Raw genomic sequence first — 20064 nt, 5'->3', positions numbered from 1 at the left:
AGGTAATACCAACAAAACGATCGAGAAGGAATATCTCTAACAGTGGCTCGTGACTATTACGGCATCCTCGGTGTTGATAAGGACGCAACGGACCAAGAAATTAAGAAGGCGTACCGCAAGCTGGCCCGCAAGTATCACCCGGATGTGAACCCGGATGATGAGGCAGCGGCGGAGAAATTTCGCGAGGCCTCGGTTGCCCAGGAAGTTTTGCTGGATCCACAAAAGCGCCAGATCGTCGACATGGGCGGCGATCCCATGGAGCAAGGCGGCGGTGGCGCTGGCGCCGGTGCCGGCGGATTTAGCGGCTTCGGCGGCGGTGGCTTAGGCGATATCTTCGCCGAGTTCTTCGGCGGTGGCGCCGGCGGCGGATCCCGCGGGCCAAAGTCGCGCGTGCAGCCCGGCAACGATGCCCTCCTGCGCACCCGAATTACCCTCGAAGAGGCCTATACCGGCCTGAAGAAGAAGGTCACCGTCGATACCGCGGTGCTGTGTGATTCCTGCGGCGGTACCGGCTCGAACTCTAAGTCCAAGCCCGTCACCTGCGATAACTGCAATGGCATGGGTGAAATCCAGGAGATGCAGCGCAGCTTCTTGGGCAATGTGATGACCACCCGCCCGTGCCCGAAGTGCCAGGGCTTTGGCGAAATCATTGAGGATCCCTGCAACCAGTGCGCCGGCGATGGCCGCGTGAAAAAGCGCCGCGATCTCACGGTGTCCATCCCGGCCGGTATCAACGATGGCATGCGCATCCGCATGGCTTTCCAGGGCGAGGTCGGCCACGGCGGTGGCCCTGCAGGTGACCTCTACGTGGAGGTGCACACCCAGGAACACGAGGTCTTCCAGCGCAATGCGGATGACCTGAACGTCACCGTGCACGTGCCGATGATCGATGCAGCGCTGGGCACCAACTTCACCATCGATCAGCTCAATGGCGAGGAGCTCACCATCGATATCGAGCCGGGCACCCAGCCGGGTGAGTCGATCAAGGTGGAAGGCGCGGGCATGCCACGCCTGCGCACCGACGGTTACGGCAGCCTCTTTGCCCACGTGGATGTGGTTGTTCCCAAGGATCTGGACCGCAAGAGTCGCGAGGCGCTGGAAAAGATCCGCAATACCCGCGATGAGGGCGCCCGCGTGCGCACCGCCAGCGACGGGCAGGAAGACTCGTTCTTTACCCGCCTGCGCGATAAGTTCCGCCGCTAATGTCGCTGCCCGTCTTCATCCACCCAGATCTCTCTGCCGCCCAGGCCGGAGACAGCATCACGCTGTCTGGACCCGAGGCGCGCCACGCCGTGACGGTCAAGCGGATGCAGCAGGGGGAGAAGCTGGCGCTTATCGATGGCACCGGAATCCGCCTCACCCTCACCGTCACCGAGACCTCGGGCAAGGACCACTTAACCGGCACCGTCGAGTCCGTTACCCAGCTACCGGAGCCGAATCCGCGGGTAACCGTGGTGCAGGCGATTCCCAAATCCGAGCGCGCCGAGCTAGCCGTTGACTTGGCTACACAGGCAGGGGCGGATGAGATCATCGCCTGGCAGGCGGATCGCTGCGTGGCCAAGTGGGACGGGAAGAAGGCGCCGAAGGCCATAACCAAATGGCAGGCCGCAGCCGAAGCGGCCGCAAAGCAATCTCGGCGAGACCGCATCCCGCAGATCCGCGGCCCGCTGACTACCCGCCAATTGGTTGCGGAGCTAGCAGAGCGCGCAGAATCCGCGCGCGTGTTAGTCCTGCACGAGGAAGCCACCGAATCCATCCGCGAGGTGGACTTGCGCGGCGAGGTCTTCCTCCTGGTCGGCCCCGAAGGCGGAATCGGGGAAAATGAGCTGACAACCCTGCGCGAGGCCGGGGCCGTTCCTATCAAATTGGGCCCGGAGGTTTTGCGCACCGCCAGCGCGGCGATGGTGGCCTTGGCGGCTATCGGCATGCGGACTGAGCGCTGGTAGCCTATTAGACGTGCCTATCATCACCAAGAAATGTGAGATCGATTCCGCGTATGTCAGCAGCGTTTTGGGCAGCGCGGACGATAACCTCCGCGTGCTCAATGACCGCCTCGATGCGGACCTTTTTGCCCGCGGCAATATTGTCACCGTCACCGGCCCCGATTACGAGGTAGCCCGCGCGGCGAAGATCCTCGATGAGCTCGAGGCCATCGCTAGGCGCGGCCATGCCGTATCTACCGATACGGTCAAGCACACCATGGACATGGTCGCCGTAGAGGCGCCGCAGTCGGTGGCAGCGGCGATGGCGGCGGACATCGTCAAGCGCCGCGGCAAGTCCATCCGCCCTAAGACCGTGGGGCAATCCGAATATGTGCAGGCCATCGACAATAATACGGTGGTCTTTGGCATTGGCCCGGCCGGTTCCGGCAAGACCTACCTGGCGGTGGCGAAGGCCGTGCAGGCGCTGCAAAATAAGCAAGTCTCGCGCATTATTCTTACCCGTCCGGCGGTCGAGGCGGGCGAAAACCTGGGCTTTTTGCCGGGTACGCTGAATGACAAGATCGACCCGTACCTGCGCCCGCTGTATGACGCGCTGCGGGACATGCTCGATCCAGAGATGATCCCCAAGCTGATGGATGCCGGCATCATCGAGGTCGCCCCGCTGGCGTATATGCGCGGGCGTACGCTCAATGATGCTTTCGTCATCCTTGATGAGGCGCAAAACACCACGCCGGCTCAGATGAAGATGTTTTTGACCCGCCTGGGCTTTGGCTCCACCATCGTGGTCACCGGCGATATTTCCCAGGTGGATCTGCCGCGCGGGCAGGTATCCGGCCTGCGCATCGTGCGACGAATTCTCAATAACGTGGACGATATCCACTTTGCGGATCTCAGCGCCCAGGACGTGGTGCGCCACCAGCTGGTCGGCCGCATCGTGGATGCCTATGATTCCTTTGACAATAAACAGGCTGCGGAAAACGAGGGGAAATAAGTGAGTATCGAGTTTCTCAACGAGTCGGGTTTTGATGGCGTCAACGAGGAGATGCTTATCGATGTCGCCTCTTTTACCTTCGGTGCCATGGACATCAACCCCGATGCGGAATGCACCATTACCTGCGTGGATCTGAAGTCCATTGAGGATCTGCACATCCGCTGGATGGACTTGGAAGGCCCTACCGATGTCATGAGTTTTCCCATGGATGAGCTTACCCCCGGCGCCACTTCTGGTGGCGGGCGCCCCGATGCCGCCGATCCGGGCCCTGCCATGCTTGGCGATATTGTCTTATGCCCCGAGTTCGCTCTGCGACAGGCCGATGCCGCCGGACATTCGCTCGGGCACGAGCTCGCGCTGTTGACGGTGCACGGCTGCCTGCACTTGCTGGGCTACGATCACGCCACCGCGGCGGAAGAAAAGGAAATGTTTGCCCGGCAGAATGAACTGCTGGCGGATTGGTACGATGACCTCGTTGCACGCGGGAAGAGCTACCAGCCAAAGCCTTCGGGCCCGAAGGCCTTTCCGGATGCTGCCGAGCGAGCACGCCTCGATGAACAGGTACCCGGCGGCGGCATCCCCGCGATTGGGGAACCACGCGACGAGGAAACCCAAGAATAATTTCGCCCATTCCTTTGTCTCTGTGCATAAGCAGTAGCACAATGGATAGCTATGACTATCCTTTCCATCCAGTCTCATGTCACCTACGGCCATGTGGGAAATTCCGCGGCCGTCTTTCCTCTCCAGCGCGCCGGCCACGAGGTGTGGCCCGTGCACACGGTGAATTTTTCCAACCACACTGGATACGGTGACTGGGGTGGACCGATGATTCCGGCCAGTGATGTCACGTCGATCATCGATGGCATCGAAAAGCGCGGTGCTTTTGAAGGTATCGACGCCATCCTTTCTGGCTACCAGGGCGGCTCCGACATTGCTGATGCCATCGTGGACACCGTTCGCCGAATCAAGGCCGTCAACCCCAAGGCGCTGTACGCTTGCGACCCCGTGATGGGTAATGCGAAGTCGGGCTGCTTCGTTTCAGATGACATTCCGCCGCTGCTGCGTGACCGCGTGGTGCCCGTGGCCGATATCATCACCCCGAACCAATTTGAGCTGGGCTACCTTACCGGTACCGAGGTCAATACCTTGGACCAGACCTTGGCTGCGGTGAAGAAGGCGCAGGAAATGGGGCCGAAGACGGTATTGGTTACCTCCGTAAAACGCCCGGAAACCCCTGCGGATCAGATTGAGATGCTCGCCGTTGATGGTGAACGCGCTTTCTTGCTCCCGACCCCGCTGTTGCCGGTTAAGCGCAACGGCTCTGGTGACGTGACCGCGGCGCTGTTTACTGGCCACTACGTTGAAACCCATGACGTGAAAGAGGCGCTGCGCCGCACCGCATCTTCCGTCTATGAGCTTCTGCGCACGACGTATGAGGCGGAATCCACTGAGCTGCAGCTTATTCAAGCTCAGGACGCCTTCGCCCACCCGAGTATGCAATTCCAGGCGGAGGAGCTCTAAAGCTGCACTGGTGGAGTGGTGTGGTCTGCAATCCGAGACAAGTAATCCGCTGTTTTGGTGCATAACTTGGTGAATACCTATAAAGTGATAGGTGTAACGTAATCAACGACGTGATTGGAGTCCCGTCTTGTCCAGCACCGGAAGTATCAGCGCATCCCCCGACGGCCTGTTGATGGCCCTTATTCAATACCCAGTTCCCGTAGTCAATTCCCCGGAAGACGTTCAAGCAAACGTCGATGAAATCTGCCGCATGGTGGCCTCGACCAAGGCTGGCTACCCAGACCTAGATCTCATCGTCTTTCCGGAATACTCCTCTTCGGGCCTGAACACCAAGATTTGGTCCTACGATGAATTCCTCATCGGCCTCGATGACCCCAAGGTGGACCAGTACAAGCAGGCTTGTAAGGATAACGACGTCTGGGGCGTCTTCTCCATCATGGAACCCAACCATGAAGAGGGAAAGCCGCCGTTCAACACGGCGATTATCATCAACTCCGACGGTGAGATTGCGCTGCACTACCGCAAGCTGCAGCCATGGACCCCCATCGAACCGTGGTACCCAGGTGACCTGGGCATGCCGGTATGCGATGGCCCCAAGGGTTCCAAGCTTGCAGTCAATATCTGCCACGATGGCATGTTCCCCGAGCTCGCCCGCGAAGCAGCGTATAAGGGAGCCAATGTTTATATCCGCATCTCGGGCTATTCCACCCAGACCCAAGACCAGTGGATCATGACCAATAAGACCAACGCCTTCCAGAACCTCATGTACACGGCATCGGTGAACTTGGCGGGCTATGACCAAGTCTTCTATTACTTCGGTGAAGGCAATGTCTGCAACTACGACGGCCACATGATTTCTGAGGGCCACCGCAACCCGGGCGAAATCGTCACTGCAGAGGTATTCCCAGCGCTGGCTGATAAGGCGCGCATCAACTGGGGCCTCGAAAACAACATCTTCAACCTGGGTAATCGCGGCTATGTTGGCTACCCAGGCGGAAAGACCGAAAACTACCTCACCTGGGTAGAAGACCTTGCCAAGGGCGAGTACAAACTGCCATGGTCCGATGATGTTCGCATTAAGGACGGCTGGAAGTACTACCCGGACGGACCGCAGCTTGGCCCGCTTCCGGATGAATTCAAGAAATAGACACCCGGCTAAATCTCTTAGCTATTGAAGGCCCCGCACCCTCGTTTATTTTGAGGGTGCGGGGCCTTCGGGCTGGTGTTGAACTGATCGAGAACGCAAAAGGTCAACGTCCTCGGGTATATCTGAGCGCGATTTGCTACATTTCAGGCGCTAATATGCTCAGTTGTTGCAGTGGACCTATAGCATCTGCGAAAAGGTAGGCGGGATACAGCTTCGAGGCACCGATCTAGAGGCCTTCCCCTTGTGTTTCCAAGGGCATTCTCGTAAGAGAATCTTCGTCATAGAATTCTGGCGAGGCTCCACCCTGCGGTGGTCCCGAATATGGAGCGCCGCCGTTGCAAAGTTCTGGCCACTCGTCTGGATAAAGCAAGTGTCCATTAAGGCCACCGCATACTCTTTCCGCGCGCACGGAACGCTGGAGTGCAGGGGTATTGCACAGTTCGGTTTGGTGCGAAGAGCCATCAGAAAATCTCCCGACTGCGCCAAGGCCCATTTCGCAGTACAGCAGCTCTGGCTCAGCGGCTGCCGCTTGTGGTTGTGCGCCTGACTCCTCAGTTGCTACTTGGGCTTCTGGCTCTGCTGGGGTTTCGGAGGTGGGCTCTTGCGTGGTGGATTGGGCAACGCTGCTCGAAGCGGAGGCACTAGGTGAGCTGGATGATGAACTAGTAGAAGTACTTGTAGATTCCTCTTCGGAAGGCGAAGGGCCAGCATCAGGGGATGAACAGGCACTAATGGAAATGGTGAGAAGAGCGCCCAGGAGCAGTAGGGGAGACTTGGTTGGCATGGCGGAGTGCCTTTCACGAAGCGGTGAGAAATACACCGAGGAGGAGAGAACTGTCTTAGCTTAGCCTGCAGATTTGTTGTGGCGTGAAACAATCGGAGATTTTGGTGCGGTGGGCTATCATTGCAGGTAATGAGTTCTGATATTGATGCACAATTTGATGCGGCATTCGAGGGCCTGCCAGATGACCCCGATGATGCCGCTCCGGAAGCCGCCGGGGAGAAGGCCGCTCCGTTAGATTATTCGCAGTACACGGATACACCGGAAGGATTCCGCTCTGGATTCGTATCCTTTGTGGGCCGCCCGAATACGGGTAAATCCACGCTGACTAACGCGCTGGTGGGGCAGAAGATTGCCATTACCGCGGACCAACCGGAAACGACCCGCCACACCATCCGCGGTTTGGTTCACCGCGAGGATGCACAGGTGGTCGTAGTGGATACACCGGGTCTGCACCGCCCCCGCACCTTGTTGGGCGAGCGGCTGAATGAAGTGGTCAAAGAAACGTATGCCGATGTGGATGTCATCGGCTTGACCATTCCGGCAGATGAAAAGATCGGCCCGGGTGACCGGTGGATCTTGGATAATGTGCGCTCGATTGCGCCGAAGACCCCCATCATCGGCATCGTGACCAAGCTGGATAAAGCATCCAAGGACCAAGTGGGCGCGCAGCTTCTCGCCTTACACGAGCTCTTGGCGCAAGAAGATCCAGAGGCAGTGGTGATTCCGGTTTCTAGTAAAAAGGGTGTGCAACTGGATGACTTGGTGCAGGTCATCGTGGATCACTTGCCGGAGGGGCCGAAGTTCTACCCGGATGATCACATCACGGATGAAGGGCAAGAAAAGCGCATCGAGGAGCTTATCCGTGAGGCCGCGCTATCTGGCTTGAAGGCGGAGCTGCCGCACTCGGTTGCGGTGCAGATCGATGAAATGCTGCCCTCGCGCACGCGTGAGGGAGTGCTGGATATTCACGCCATCATGTACTTGGAGCGTCAAGGTCAAAAGCGCATCATCGAAGGTAAAGATGGCCTGCGTTTCCGCCGCATCGTGGGCAATGCCCGCAAGGAAATCATGGAGCTATTGGGCCAGAATGTGTATCTGGACCTGCGCATCAAGGTGTTGAAGAATTGGCAATCAGATGCCAAGTCGCTGGGCAGGCTCGGGTTCTAAAAGGCTATGCGCGAAAATTATCGCGACCGCGCCGTGGTCATTCGCTCCTATGATTTTGGGGAAGCCGACCGCGTAATCGTACTTCTCACCCAAAACCATGGGTTGGTGCGTGCGGTGGCAAAGGGAGTGCGCCGAGCAAAGTCCCGCTTTGGATCGCGGCTGCAGCTCTTCGTCAATCTGGACGTGCAGCTGTACGTGGGAAAGAACCTGGCCACGATTTCCCAGGCAGATACGGTAAATTATTTTGGCGCGCGCCTCATTGAAGACTACGAGCGCTATACGGCCGCCTGCGCGGTCTTGGAATCGGCGGAGCGGCTCATCTACGCGGATGGCGACGGCGACCCGTACCTCTACAACGCAGTCGTAGCTGCGCTCGAGCAATTGCAAACCGATGAGCCGACGCAAACGCTTGATGCGTTCTTATTGCAGGCCATGGCGCATGCCGGGTGGGCTCCGAGACTCTTTGATTGCGCCCAGTGCCAGCGCCCCGGCCCACACCATGCCTTTCACCCGGCGGTCGGCGGCGCCGCTTGCCACGAATGCCGGCCGCCAGGTGCTGCGGAGGTGGATCCGGAAACCCTGCATCACTTGTGGCTTTTGGCACATGGTTACCCGACGGATCCGACGAATGCGCAGCGGCAGGAGGGGCATCGGCTAGCGCGGGCGCACCTGCAGTGGCACATGGAGCGAAATGTGTCCGCATTACAAGTGATGGAACAGTAAACTGTAGTCCGTGATTACCCCAGATCCTTCTCGCCGCCTGACCCCGCCGAATATCCCGGAAGAGCTGCTGCCGCGCCATATTGCGTTGGTGATGGACGGCAATGGCCGCTGGGCCCAGGAAAAGGGCATGAAACGCACGGAGGGCCACCGCAGGGGAGAGGCGGTGCTTCTCGATGTCGTCGATGCTTGCCTCGCCGCCGGTGTCCCGTACCTTTCGGCCTATGCGTTTTCTACTGAAAATTGGCGGCGCAGCCCAGAAGAGGTGCGCTTTTTGATGGGCTTTAACCGCGACGTGCTGCGCCGGCAGCGAGAGTGGCTCAATGAGCGCGGCGTGCGCGTGGTGTGGGTAGGAAGGCGCCCGCGCCTGTGGCGCTCAGTGATTAAAGAGCTTGAGGCCGCCGAAGAATTGACCAAGAATAATACGAAAATGACGTTGGCCATGTGCGTGAATTACGGCGGCCGGGCGGAAATGGTCGATGGCGTGCGCCAGATTGCGGAAAAGGTCGCTGCTGGTGAGATCCGCCCGCGCGATATTAAAGAAAGCACCATCGCAGAGCATCTCTATGATCCCGGCATGCCGGACGTGGACCTATTCTTGCGGCCTTCCGGGGAGAAGCGCACCTCGAACTTCCTGCTGTGGCAGTCCGCCTACGCCGAGATGATTTATCAGGACAAGCTATTTCCTGATTTCACCCCAGAGGATCTCTTCGCCGCCATTGAGGAATATGCCCGCCGAGATCGCCGCTTCGGTGCTGTGAAGTAGGGAAGTAGCAGCTAAGGAAGGCGCGCGAGACTACCGTTCGCTGGCTACTGTGCGGCCGCGCACTGCGAACAGACGCCGAATATCTCTGCGTCGTGGCCGGTAAGCTCGAAGTTGTACTCGGTGGCTACGGCCGAAGCCCACTTTTCAATGGGGCCACCATCGATTTCTTCGGTGCGGCCGCATTTGGTGCATACCAAGTGGTGGTGGTGCGCATCGGTTTCGCAATGGCGGTACAGGGTCTCGCCATTGGGCATGTGTAGCGCATCTACGGCATCAATATCGGACAGAGACTGTAGGGTGCGGTAGACGGTAGTGAGACCGACTTTTTCTTGTCGCTCTTGGAGCTGGTGATAAATTTCCTTGGCGGAGGCGAATTTGTCGATGTCCCGCAGGACCTCGACCACCGCGGTGCGCTGTTTAGTGTTGCGTGAGCCGAGCTTGGGGATACTCTCATGAATGGACATGACATTCATATTATCAACTCTTTTTCAACAAGCGCTATAATAAATCGTCTTTATATGCAGACCTGTTATTAAGAGGCGATTTTCGCGGCGTCTTCCAAAAGGGTTAAAACCTCCGGTGCGACCAGAGAGTAGGTCACCTCACGCCCATTGCGCTCAGAGCTGACAATCCCTGCCTGCTTAAGTACTCGCAGGTGCTGGCTAATCAGTGGCTGAGACTTGCCGGTGGCTTTTACCAGCTCGTGTACGTAATGGTCGCGCTCCGCTAGGCGGGTAATAATGGAAATGCGCAGCGGGGAATCGAGGGCCGCGATAACGCTTGCGGCCGCAGAGTTATTAAATGCTAATTGAACGGTCGTCATAGGGAGTGGGCACCTTCAATACGGTATCTATTATCTGTCGACCACTACTATATTACCTCAAGTTGGTCATTACCTGTACATTAACCGATTTAAATTTGTACCCCCTGATCACACTACGGATGGGCGATAAGGGTTAAACTGAATGAGATTGTCACGACTGTCCCCTACCAGAGGAGTCCTTTACAACCATGGCATCCCTTATCGATACCGTTGTTAATCTGTGTAAACGCCGCGGCTTGGTCTACCAGGCGGGTGAGATTTACGGCGGTTCCCGCTCCGCTTGGGACTATGGTCCTCTTGGTGTGGAGTTGAAGGAAAACATCAAGCGCCAGTGGTGGCGCCACATGGTCCAATCCCGCCCCGATGTCGTGGGCGTGGATACCTCCGTCATCCAACCGCGCCAGGTGTGGGTCTCCTCCGGCCACGTGGAAGTCTTTACTGATCCCCTGGTGGAATCGCGCCATACCGGTAAGCGCTACCGCGCCGACCACTTGCTCGAGGCCTACGAGGAAAAGCACGGCCACGAGCCAGAAAACGGCCTAGCGGATATCAACGATCCGGAAACCGGCCAGCCAGGTGACTGGACCGAGCCGAAGGCCTTTTCTGGCCTGCTGAAGACCTTCCTGGGGCCAGTCGATGACGAGCAAGGTCTGCACTACCTGCGCCCGGAGACCGCACAGGGCATTTTCATCAACTTCAAGAATGTGATGACCTCCTCGCGCATGAAGCCGCCATTTGGCATTGCCAATATTGGTAAGTCCTTCCGCAACGAGATCACCCCGGGTAACTTCATCTTCCGCACCCGCGAGTTCGAGCAGATGGAGATGGAGTTCTTCGTCAAGCCGGGCGAGGACGAAGAGTGGCACCAGTACTGGATCGACGACCGCTACAAGTGGTACACCGACCTGGGCATCAAGGAAGAAAACCTGCGCCTGTACGAGCACCCCAAGGAAAAGCTGTCGCACTACTCCAAGCGCACCGTGGATGTGGAGTACGCCTTCGGCTTCAAGGGCTCCAAGTGGGGCGAGCTGGAAGGTGTGGCCAACCGCACCGACTATGACCTCTCCGTCCACGACAAGGGCTCTGGCGAGGACCTGTCCTACTATGACCAGGCCAATGATGAGCGCTGGATCCCGTACGTCATCGAGCCGGCCGCCGGCCTGGGCCGCTCCATGATGGCCTTCCTGGTAGATGCCTACGACGAGGAAGAGGCACCGAACGCTAAGGGCGGCACCGACAAGCGCGTGGTTCTGCGCTTGGACCGCCGCTTGGCGCCCATCAAGGTCGCCGTCCTGCCGTTGTCCAAGAAGGAGGAGCTTTCCACCCCGGCCCGCGAGCTGGCGGATAAGCTGCGCGCTTACTGGAACGTGGACTTTGACGTCTCCGGTGCCATCGGCCGCCGCTACCGCCGCCAGGACGAGGTCGGTACGCCATTCTGCGTCACCTTCGACTTCGATTCGCTCGAGGATAACGCCGTGACCGTCCGTGAGCGCGACACCATGGAGCAAGAGCGCGTAAAGATTGAGGATCTTGAGTCCTACCTCTCCGCGCGCTTGATTGGATGCTAAGCAGATGCACTACACCAGCTGGGATCGCTCCGACCGCGAAAAGCCCGTCCTCCTCGTTGAGGAGGGGCCGGAGCGCCTAGGCGTCTTTGCGGAGCATTCCGCCGAGGTAGACGGCAATTTTTGGCGCGTCGAGGTCAGCGATCTGGGCGCTTCGGCCACGCTTGACGATGGCTCCGTCTACCGCCTCGCCGGCCGCCTCGGCCGCGATAAGCGCCTTGAAGCCTCGCTCAATGGCCGCACCTTTCATTACGTCAATGAAAATAGCGGCGATTGGATCATCGATGATGTCGATGACAACAAGGTGGCGCAGTTTTCCGCCAAGAATTCTGGCGTGCGCAAGGCCATCTTGGAATTCGAAGACGATGCGAAAGGCTTAAGCACCGCCGAGATCGCCGGTCTGAGCTGGTTTACCCGCGCGATTTTGGAAAAGAACACCAAAAACTCCGCGTGGGTATGGATCATCATGCTGGTATTGGCCTCCATCGTTGCCGTGTTGGCGGTGTTCATTTTCTAATGGCGGGAACGATGCCGTGGCAGTGGAATGGTGCTACTCTGCGCGACGTACGCGGCACCGACATCGCCTGGGTGCGAGACGGGGTACTGACCATTGCCGGCGCGCTCTCTGAGGATCCCACACAGCCGGATGTGCTTTTTGACGTAGAGACCTCGCTAGACGGTGCAACCGCCTCCCCGCGTTTTTTCCTGCGGGCTCGGCCGCGTGCCAGCCGCAGCGCGGGTTCCGGAGCTGCGAAACATTATGAAGTTTCGCAGGCGGGATTGACCGTCACGCGCCTGCGCGCGACCTGCGGAGACACCCACTACCTTTTGGAGCGCTCCGCCATCTTTGGCAAGCAGCGCCGCATCGTGGCCCTTGCCGAAGATGGTAGCACGGAGGGCTGCGAGGTTGCGCGCCTTAACCCGCGGGGCAATGGCCTAGAAGTAGCGGCCGCTGATAACAATGGCCTTCCGGACGTGGATGCGGTAGTGCTGAGCTATAGCTGCCTGCTTGTTGATGCCGCACCGCGCATCGTGCGCGGCTAAGCGCCAACAAAGCAGGCCTTAGAAGGAGCCGCCGCGGAAACCGCCTCCGCCACCGCCGCCGGAGAATCCTCCTCCGCCGCCACCGAAGCTGCCGCCGCCTCCGCTGAAACCACCGCCGAAGCCGCGGCCACCGCCGCCCAAGATTTGGCCTAAGACCATACCGGTGATGATATTGCCGACCGCAGAACTCGTTTGCTGGCGTTGTTGCTGGCGGCGGTATTCATCGGAATCATCCTTGGCCCGTTGCAGGGCGGTCTGTGCTGCGGCCACGGCCTCGCGGGAGGATTGCAGTGCGCCGCGGATATCGCTGCGCTGGGTGTGCAGGGCTTGGGCGTGGAGACGCTTGGCATCGGCAAGCGCGGTGCGGGCGCCGGAACCGACGATGCGCCCGCGCGAGGAAATGAGATCCTCGGCGGCCTGAATATTGGATTCCGCCACCGACATTTGCTGGTGGAAAAGCTCGAGCTGGCGCGCGTGGGTGGAGGTCTTTTCCCGCACGCGGTCGAGGCCCTCATCAAGCTCGGTATCGATGCTCATAAGGGCGGTGTGCTGGCCCAAGGGATCCGTATCGCCCTGTTGCTTGGCATCAGTGACCGCGGCAGAAGCGCGCTCAAGCAGCCCCTCGAGGGCCTCCCAATCCGCCTGGGTTCCCTGAGATTTGCCTTGGCGCTCCAGTTCTCGGGCTTCCTCGATTTCACCCTCAACCTCGGTGATGAGCGTGCCCAAATTGCGGCGCGCGGAGGAAATATTCTCCTCGGCGTGCTCCACACTAGTAAGGAGCCTATCGGTGACCTCCGTGGCGTGCTCAATATCGCGGATCAGCCCCACGAGCGACCCCTGTTGGCCGGCGGGTTGGCCCTGCACCTCGCGGGCTTGGTCCAGGAGCTTTTCCGCCTCATCGAGGGAGGCGCTAGCCAATTCTGGGTTATCCGCAATGGAGGATAAGACCTCTGCGGAGTAGTCCTCTTGGAGCTTTTTCAGGGTACCTTCGGCGCCCGGCAGGCGAGTGCGCAGCCCGACGGTGCGCTGGGTGAGCTCGTCCAACTTAGAGTCGCTTTGCAGCAGCAGGTCTCGCATCCGGGCAAACTCTTCTGCCTGGCTATCCAGTGCGTCATCGGCTTGGCCGCAGGTGGAGACTATTTCTACCAGCATTTGCCGGCGCTCGGCCTGGGATTCTGGTACCGCATCATCGAGGCGCTGGCGAATCTTGAAGGCCTTTTGCAGGGTAGAGGTGGAATGATTCATCGCCTTGGTAAACGGGCGGGTGCGCTCCGGCCCGAATTCAGACAGGGCGATATTGAGCTCTTCCTTGCCGCGGCGGATGGATTCATCCGTGGAAACCAACTCTTCCTGGGCCAATTTATCCAAGGTATCTAGCGGCAGCCGGTTTAATTGATCGGTATCTTCTGGCGCAATCTCGCGGGCAGACTCTAAAGTCTTTGCCTTACTCTTTTTTGTATTGCGGCGCGAGTAATACCAGACGCCACCTCCTGCAGCGACGATGGCGGCGGCGCCACCGCCCAACCAGGCCATGCCAGAAGAATCGGAGGAGCTGGAGTTACCAAGGGCAGCATCGGCAAGCGCGATCGCAGAAGCGCCGTATTCCTCATTGGAGAGCTTGCTATAGGCGGCATCGTACATCTGATCCAGGCGGCCCTCGGGCCATTGATCGCCGGTCTGCACGCCCACCTGGCGCTCGTTCACGCCAACGACATAGGCCGCGGAATTCGGGCCCTTCTCGTTGACGATGTTGCGTGCATAGCTTTCTGGATCAGTGCCAAGATCGTTTGCGAAGACAACGAAGATGATGAGCGACTGGTCTTTTTGTAGCTGGGTGATCTTCTCATTGATCTCCCTAATTTCCTCGGTGCTTAAGACCCCTGCCTTATCGTTTACCCTATCCGTCACCGCTGCCGTATCCGGGGCTTGGGCGATGGTAGTGGTCTCCGCGGCTAGGGCCTGGCCTGCGCCAATGGAGGTGCAGCCGAGCAAAAATGCCGCGATGGTAGCGCGGCCGATTCGTGCACTAAGATTCATGCCCACAACTCTACCTGCCCGAACGCCCAATCCGGAGAACCTCCTCTGCAGGCAGTAGGGTGGGAAGTATTGTGAAATACGTCGTTGTTTTAGGCACCGCGCAATACGATGGCCGCCCCTCCCGCATCCTAGCCGGGCGTCTGCGCCATGCCGGGGAGCTGGCCACCTCCCGCGGCCTGCCCGTTATAACCGTCGGCGGCCAGCTGCCCGGGGATCGATTTACCGAGGCCGGGGTCGCGCGCGATTACCTGCGCGAGAACTTCCCTGGGCTGCAGGTATCCGCCGTGGAGGAAGGCCTCGATACGCGTGAGTCCTTAGCTGCGGTTATCGATGCCCACGGCCTTGCCGATGCCATCATCGTCACCGATCCCTTGCACAGGTTGCGCACGTGGGTCATCGCCAAGCAAGAAGGGCTCAATGCCTCGGTCTCGGGCACGCCCTATTATCCCGCCCGGCGCTTTTCCAAGCCCTGGTGGCGCTACCTCGCGCACGAATCCGGCGGGCTGTTTTATATTGGGCTCGCCAGCATCGTTTCTCCCCGGTGCGCGCGTGCCTGGAAAAGGCGCCTGTACCGCATTGAACTGATGCTGCGGCCGAATCAGAAGCTGCGGCACGAAACGATGCAAAATAAAGAAAGGACTCCTTAAATATAAAAGTGATTTTCATATGCTATTTTATAGGCTGATGATAGTTTTTAAATAGGGGATCTTGTTTATTGATGTGGTTATCGGGTCATCATGAAAAGCTATCCTCGCACATTTTGAAATGCTTCGGAGATTCACGTGGAGAACATGCTGCAACTAGAAGACCTAGTGGTACAGTTAAGCAGGAAAAGTAGACCGTTATTTTCCATCAATTCCGTGCATGAGCCAGGTACCCTCACCTGGATTCGTGGAGCCTCTGGGTCTGGTAAAACTACACTGCTCCGTGTGGTTTGTGGCCTCCAAAAACCCACATCGGGAACAGTTAACATCTTCGGAAACAATTGTGGAGCTCTTCTGAAAAGGACAGAGATAGGCTTCGAGCGAAGTCAATGGGAATTGTCTTTCAAGATTCCGGCATAGTCCCCTGTCTGACGATCGACGAAAACCTATCCTTCGCTCGAGAGCTAAGTGGGACTTCTACAACGCAGGAAGACAATCGTTCGCTGTTGGCTCAATTTAGCATGAGTGAATATGCTGACTCACTTCCACACGAGCTTTCGGGCGGGCAACGTCAACGTGCAGCCATAGCCACGGCGATTTCCAAAGGGCCTCGACTAATTCTCGCAGATGAGCCAACAAGCGCGTTAGATGAGAAAAATGCGTACTCAGTATTGCGCTATTTGCATAACTATGTAAAAGAAAACCGGACAATCGCATTGGTCGTGTCCCATGACGACCGATTAGAGAAATTTACTGATCAGGTCTTGGAAATCGGGGGTTAACTAATGAACTTTCGCGCGGTCGAATCTAGGATACGCAAAGACACTTTCGCGGAAAGTATTCCATTGCTCACAACGGCGCTTGTACTTATGTTCTTCGTGAGCCTGTTGATCTCGACTATAGCTGCGGAAGAGGTAGCTGAATCTATGTCAATGGGGCTGATGTATTCAGCTATTATCTCCACTGTTCCCTTTGCCCTAGCTCTCAAATACTGCATAAGGCATGTGGTGGAAGGGAGGCGCCACCACTATGAAGCTCTTCGTCTATTTGGACTGTCGCTAAAGCGAATTCGGCGAGAATTATTTCTCGAATTACTTACGGCGTATGCGTGCTTTGCTATTATCAGCGCTTTTCTTGTTCCCGTGTTGATGAAACCAATCTTTCTCTTTTTGTATTCGGGCTTTGGCGTTGAGCTTCCCAAAGGACTTCCTTCACCGTTGCTAATTGCGCCAATTTCGTGGTGCATACTCACAGTCCTGAGCTTTGTTCCCTTTCAACAGGAAACGAAGGTTTTGGAGAATTTGAGTCGGGGCCCGACGAGTAGGGATTCAATACCACGAAGCCCACGAGCTGCACAGCTTCTTCGCTATCCGCTGGGTATAGTGGCTTTTGCCGTGCTACTTGGAGGACTTGGATTAATTCCTCAGGCGACACCTGCAAGTAGGTGGCCATTGATCTTTGTATATTGCGTTCCGTTTTTGGTGAGTGCGGCTTCTGTATTTATTTACGCTGTTGTCCTCTATCTTGTCGAATTTTTTGCCCTTAAGCTCAGGAGATGGAGTCCTCTGCTTTTGGGAGTCCGGTACACACGGTCCTTTATTGCTACTACCGTATTGCGGGTTTCTTGTATCTTTGTCATGTTTCCAATCATTCTTTTTATTGCGAATGATTCTGCACTTTTCTCCGCTAGAGAAGCATTAGCAGACAACGCTAAGGATGTGTACGTCGCGACGCCGGAGGAAGGCGACACTTCTAGCTCGGTTAACGCTGAGAATGCTTGCCGGACCCACTCGGAAGACTGCTTAGGTGTTCTTAGCTGGGTGCCTGCTGTCGAGGGCCCAAACGGACTTCAGCCTTCCACCCCAGAAGAAGGCGCGGTCTTTGCTTTAGTGGAAGATCGGGAAGGAACGGTCGGCTCGTTGGTGAGAAACCCAACGGTAACCGAGCGGGAACCTAGATCGCCGTTTGATCAGACTTGGATGCGGCCATGGGATCAAACCTTTAATTCTCGGGAGGATCCTGCGTGGGAAAGGGCCGAAGAAGAAGGTGCAGCCTACTCTGTAGCTGTATTCTCGAAGGAAGTAGAGCTGCGGGATTTCGGGGCATTGCACGTTATAGGCGCTAATCAATGGGCCGAGAACTTACCTTCGACATTGTTTTACGGTCCGAATGGTACAGGTACTAGCGAGTTTATCCCTCTGTTCGCTTATGTGATTGTTGGGGGAGCGGTTCTCATTTTCGGACTCGCCTTGGCACAGCAAGGTCGGCTCATCCGCTTCGTTACCATCGCTTGGCAGCAAGGAGTTTCAGCCGCAGAAGCACACCGCAATAGGATACTTGCTAACTGTCTGCCGTCTGCCTTTGCAGTAGTTTTATCGCTAGGATCAGCCGGACTTTTGAGTCTGTACATGAACTACAATATTGCGCAAAAGCTTGTGCTACATTTCCCCGCTGTTCCTATTGGGCTCATCTTTTTCTTAGTTGTGGTCGTCGGCTTGGCTTCGATCGGCGGTAATTTCGTGAAAGGTCCGCAAGGTACAAAGAGCTAAGCAGCCACGTTGCTGCCCCAAAAGGCCAGTTCACAGAATAAACTTAGAGCGTGTCTTATTCTTATGCTGCAGCTGATTTTGCCCGGCTGGCCGAAGAACGGCCCAAGGGATCCACGATTAGCGATATCGAAGAACACCGCGGGGTATTCTCCCGCGACCGTGCCCGCGTCTTGCACTCGGCTGCGCTGCGGCGATTGGCGGATAAAACCCAGGTCGTAGGCCCACGCGATGGCGATACCCCGCGCACGCGGCTTACCCACTCGCTCGAGGTTGGCCAGATTGCCCGTGGCATCGGCGCCGGCCTCGGCCTCGATCCGGATCTCTGTGACATGGCCGGGCTCACCCACGATATTGGCCACCCGCCCTATGGTCACAACGGCGAAAATGCGCTCAATGAGGTCGCGCAAGGCGGTTTCGAGGGAAATGCGCAAACGCTGCGCATCTTGACCCGCTTAGAGCCCAAAGTCCTCGTCGAGGACGCCGATGGCACCGCCCACAGCTTTGGCCTCAATCTCACCCGCGCTGCGCTCGATGGCGCGTGCAAATATCCTTGGACCAAGACCAATCCGGATGGCACCATCAACCGGAAATACGGCGCTTATGATGAGGACGCGGACCTTTTAACGTGGTTGCGCGAGGGCCACACCGATAACCGAAAGTGCATCGAGGCCCAGGTCATGGACTGGTCCGATGACATTGCTTATTCCGTGCACGACGTGGAAGACGGCATCATCTCCCAGCGCATTTCCTTGAACGTGTTGTGGGATTTGGTGGAGCTAGCCCACCTTGCAGAAAAGGGCGCCGAGGCCTTTGGCGGAACCGCCGATGAACTCTTGGAAGCCGCCGATAGCCTGCGCAACCTCGATGTCATCAACGCCCTTGGTAATTTCGACTACACCCTGCGCGATTATGCCAAGCTGAAAAAGATGACCTCTGAGCTGGTGGGACGCTATGTGGGCGCCACCATCGGTGCCACCTCGGAGGCGAATGCCGAACTCATCAGCGACAGTACGCTCGGCCGCATGCACGGTGAACTCCGCGTTCCGCCCTTGGCACAAGCAGAGGTCAAGCTCTTAAAGACGATTGCTGTGCTTTACGTGATGGATGAGCCAGCGCACCTAGCCCGCCAAGACCGCCAGCGCGAGCGCATCTACCGCGTCTACGACTACCTCGTTGCCGGTGCGCCCGGTTCGCTCGATGCCACCTTCCGCCTGTGGTGGGAGCAGGCCGATACCGACGCCGCTCGCGACCGCGCCATCATTGATCAGATTGCCTCCATGACCGAATCCCGCCTCGAGCGGCTGGCCCGCCGGAGCGCTGACCTTTCGGGGTTCTTGGACTAATAGCTTTGCAGGCTTGGTTGCCCTTTTGAGGGGCTTGGCCGCGGTCTTTCTCTAAAAGTGCAACCTCCGCTGCTATTTTTGAGGCGGAAAAGTGATACTTGAGGGCGCGCAATGCTCAGTTATTGCAGTGGACCTATAGCATCGCGGAATGTCAGTATCTGCGGACTAGCTATTAGCGCGCGAGCCTAACGCCTTCATCGTGGACAACGGCGGCGATGGCCGCGAAGTCATCCAATTCCATTTCCATGTTGGCAGCCACGATGGTGGATACTTCATTCTCGCGCAGGAATTTAGCTAGATCTTCTAGGCTGCGCGGGCCACAATCCACACATCCATGGGTGCGTCCTAAGGCATTGAAGAAATCCGTACGGGTACGGATGGGTTCCGTAATTAAAATGCGGTGCACTATTAATCCTCTGCGTCCGGGATAGAACAGAATGTTTGGTAATGGTCATCGGTGTAGTACCACACATCGGGGTCGGTTTCGGTGCCACCGCCGGTGACGATGCGCCTCGATCCGCGATGATTACTGCCAGGGGTTTCTACCGTGTACTCGCGGTAATAGTCCTGCGCCTGCTGGGGGAGGACGCCTTCATAATTGCCAAAATGGGAATTGTCTTTGTCGGGGTAGTCATAAGGGCCGCCGGCCAGAATATCGTCTGCAGTTTCTTCGGCCTCGCTGGGAAGGGAAGAAATTGCGCAGGTCTCATCCGTCGACGTTGCATCCTCATCACCGCCAAGGTCGAAGCCGAAATAACTAGCGCCTGCGACGATGGCGAGTCCACCAAGGGCCACTGGAAGCGATTTCTTAGACGCTTTGGACTTGGACATGCTCCCTATTGTTGCAGGAAATATCTCGAAAACATAAACGTCCACTGCGTCAAGAGCAATATCCAAAATTGCCCCGTCCCGGGGGTGGGGATACCTGGCGAAAGGCTGCCCCACATGTGGGTAAAACACGGTGATTCTGTGTACTTGTTGATCGGGACAACCTAATGCGACCATCCTGGCTTTGGCGGT

General features: G+C 57.5%; 23 protein-coding genes. 18 read left to right on the top strand and 5 right to left on the bottom strand.

From position 1 onward, the window contains the following. The first annotated feature begins 42 nt into the window (after window positions 1-42). From dnaJ to QP970_RS02725, 10 genes are all read left to right on the top strand, one after another. A complete protein-coding gene (dnaJ, locus tag QP970_RS02770) occupies window positions 43-1203 on the top strand; it encodes a molecular chaperone DnaJ (protein WP_284869553.1) in 1161 nt (386 codons plus the stop codon). Next, entirely contained in the window at window positions 1203-1946 is a 744-nt protein-coding gene (locus QP970_RS02765) for a 16S rRNA (uracil(1498)-N(3))-methyltransferase (RefSeq protein ID WP_284869551.1), read from the top strand. The genes dnaJ and QP970_RS02765 overlap by 1 nt, the downstream gene beginning before the upstream one ends. A gap of 10 nt (window positions 1947-1956) precedes the next feature. After that, entirely contained in the window at window positions 1957-2934 is a 978-nt protein-coding gene (locus QP970_RS02760) for a PhoH family protein (RefSeq protein ID WP_005284200.1), read from the top strand. Further along, on the top strand, window positions 2935-3555 hold the full coding sequence (ybeY, locus tag QP970_RS02755) for an rRNA maturation RNase YbeY (protein ID WP_023023427.1): 621 nt from the start codon (window positions 2935-2937) through the stop codon (window positions 3553-3555). A 51-nt stretch (window positions 3556-3606) separates the two neighbouring features. After that, complete coding sequence (gene pdxY / locus QP970_RS02750; RefSeq protein ID WP_284869549.1) at window positions 3607-4455, top strand: pyridoxal kinase PdxY; 849 nt, start codon at window positions 3607-3609, stop codon at window positions 4453-4455. 127 nt (window positions 4456-4582) lie between these two features. Further along, window positions 4583-5602, top strand: coding sequence for a formamidase (locus QP970_RS02745; protein ID WP_023023423.1), 1020 nt, complete (start codon window positions 4583-4585; stop codon window positions 5600-5602). A 605-nt stretch (window positions 5603-6207) separates the two neighbouring features. Continuing rightward, the gene (locus tag QP970_RS02740; protein ID WP_284869547.1) at window positions 6208-6450 is read left to right on the top strand and encodes a hypothetical protein; all 243 of its coding nucleotides are present in this window, start codon (window positions 6208-6210) and stop codon (window positions 6448-6450) included. Window positions 6451-6515: 65 nt separating this feature from the next. Then, the gene (era, locus tag QP970_RS02735) at window positions 6516-7553 is read left to right on the top strand and encodes a GTPase Era (RefSeq protein ID WP_023029089.1); all 1038 of its coding nucleotides are present in this window, start codon (window positions 6516-6518) and stop codon (window positions 7551-7553) included. 6 nt (window positions 7554-7559) lie between these two features. Then, window positions 7560-8276: a DNA repair protein RecO gene (recO, locus tag QP970_RS02730; protein WP_284869546.1), complete on the top strand. Its 717-nt coding sequence runs from the start codon at window positions 7560-7562 to the stop codon at window positions 8274-8276. Window positions 8277-8286: 10 nt separating this feature from the next. Beyond that, the gene (locus QP970_RS02725) at window positions 8287-9039 is read left to right on the top strand and encodes an isoprenyl transferase (RefSeq protein ID WP_284869545.1); all 753 of its coding nucleotides are present in this window, start codon (window positions 8287-8289) and stop codon (window positions 9037-9039) included. A gap of 44 nt (window positions 9040-9083) precedes the next feature. Here the strand turns inward: QP970_RS02725 and QP970_RS02720 are convergent, their stop codons facing one another. Both QP970_RS02720 and QP970_RS02715 read right to left on the bottom strand, forming a co-directional pair. Further along, window positions 9084-9503 (bottom strand): Fur family transcriptional regulator, encoded by a 420-nt coding sequence (locus QP970_RS02720; protein ID WP_370657781.1) that lies wholly within the window; start codon window positions 9501-9503, stop codon window positions 9084-9086. A gap of 68 nt (window positions 9504-9571) precedes the next feature. Continuing rightward, window positions 9572-9862, bottom strand: coding sequence for an ArsR/SmtB family transcription factor (locus QP970_RS02715; protein ID WP_005278104.1), 291 nt, complete (start codon window positions 9860-9862; stop codon window positions 9572-9574). A 188-nt stretch (window positions 9863-10050) separates the two neighbouring features. Here QP970_RS02715 and QP970_RS02710 point away from each other — a divergent pair, with 188 nt between their 5' ends. From QP970_RS02710 to QP970_RS02700, 3 genes are read left to right on the top strand one after another with little or no spacing between them, the layout of a single operon-like run. Then, on the top strand, window positions 10051-11430 hold the full coding sequence (locus tag QP970_RS02710) for a glycine--tRNA ligase (RefSeq protein WP_284853558.1): 1380 nt from the start codon (window positions 10051-10053) through the stop codon (window positions 11428-11430). Window positions 11431-11434: 4 nt separating this feature from the next. After that, entirely contained in the window at window positions 11435-11944 is a 510-nt protein-coding gene (locus tag QP970_RS02705) for a hypothetical protein (RefSeq protein WP_284869544.1), read from the top strand. Next, window positions 11944-12471 (top strand): hypothetical protein, encoded by a 528-nt coding sequence (locus QP970_RS02700; protein WP_284869542.1) that lies wholly within the window; start codon window positions 11944-11946, stop codon window positions 12469-12471. The genes QP970_RS02705 and QP970_RS02700 overlap by 1 nt, the downstream gene beginning before the upstream one ends. Before the next feature lie 18 nt (window positions 12472-12489). Here the strand turns inward: QP970_RS02700 and QP970_RS02695 are convergent, their stop codons facing one another. Beyond that, window positions 12490-14508, bottom strand: coding sequence for a TPM domain-containing protein (locus QP970_RS02695; RefSeq protein WP_284869540.1), 2019 nt, complete (start codon window positions 14506-14508; stop codon window positions 12490-12492). Window positions 14509-14579: 71 nt separating this feature from the next. Here QP970_RS02695 and QP970_RS02690 point away from each other — a divergent pair, with 71 nt between their 5' ends. The 5 genes from QP970_RS02690 to QP970_RS02675 all read left to right on the top strand — a co-directional run bounded on the left by QP970_RS02690 (window position 14580) and on the right by QP970_RS02675 (window position 19044). After that, the gene (locus tag QP970_RS02690; protein WP_284869539.1) at window positions 14580-15155 is read left to right on the top strand and encodes a YdcF family protein; all 576 of its coding nucleotides are present in this window, start codon (window positions 14580-14582) and stop codon (window positions 15153-15155) included. Between the two features lie 144 nt (window positions 15156-15299). Continuing rightward, window positions 15300-15572 (top strand): ABC transporter ATP-binding protein, encoded by a 273-nt coding sequence (locus QP970_RS11695; protein WP_350309406.1) that lies wholly within the window; start codon window positions 15300-15302, stop codon window positions 15570-15572. After that, on the top strand, window positions 15494-15934 hold the full coding sequence (locus QP970_RS02685; RefSeq protein ID WP_284869537.1) for an ATP-binding cassette domain-containing protein: 441 nt from the start codon (window positions 15494-15496) through the stop codon (window positions 15932-15934). The genes QP970_RS11695 and QP970_RS02685 overlap by 79 nt, the downstream gene beginning before the upstream one ends. A 3-nt stretch (window positions 15935-15937) precedes the next feature. Further along, window positions 15938-17701, top strand: coding sequence for a hypothetical protein (locus QP970_RS02680; protein ID WP_023023394.1), 1764 nt, complete (start codon window positions 15938-15940; stop codon window positions 17699-17701). A 50-nt stretch (window positions 17702-17751) separates the two neighbouring features. Beyond that, window positions 17752-19044 (top strand): deoxyguanosinetriphosphate triphosphohydrolase, encoded by a 1293-nt coding sequence (locus tag QP970_RS02675; RefSeq protein ID WP_284869536.1) that lies wholly within the window; start codon window positions 17752-17754, stop codon window positions 19042-19044. 172 nt (window positions 19045-19216) lie between these two features. Here the strand turns inward: QP970_RS02675 and QP970_RS02670 are convergent, their stop codons facing one another. Beyond that, complete coding sequence (locus tag QP970_RS02670; protein WP_023023390.1) at window positions 19217-19450, bottom strand: hypothetical protein; 234 nt, start codon at window positions 19448-19450, stop codon at window positions 19217-19219. A gap of 2 nt (window positions 19451-19452) precedes the next feature. Then, window positions 19453-19875, bottom strand: coding sequence for a guanyl-specific ribonuclease (locus tag QP970_RS02665; RefSeq protein WP_034659067.1), 423 nt, complete (start codon window positions 19873-19875; stop codon window positions 19453-19455). Between the last annotated feature and the right edge of the window lie 189 nt (window positions 19876-20064).

This window comes from Corynebacterium sp. MSK073, assembly GCF_030232085.1.
GTDB lineage: Bacteria > Actinomycetota > Actinomycetes > Mycobacteriales > Mycobacteriaceae > Corynebacterium.
This window is presented reverse-complemented; position numbering and strand designations above follow the sequence as displayed.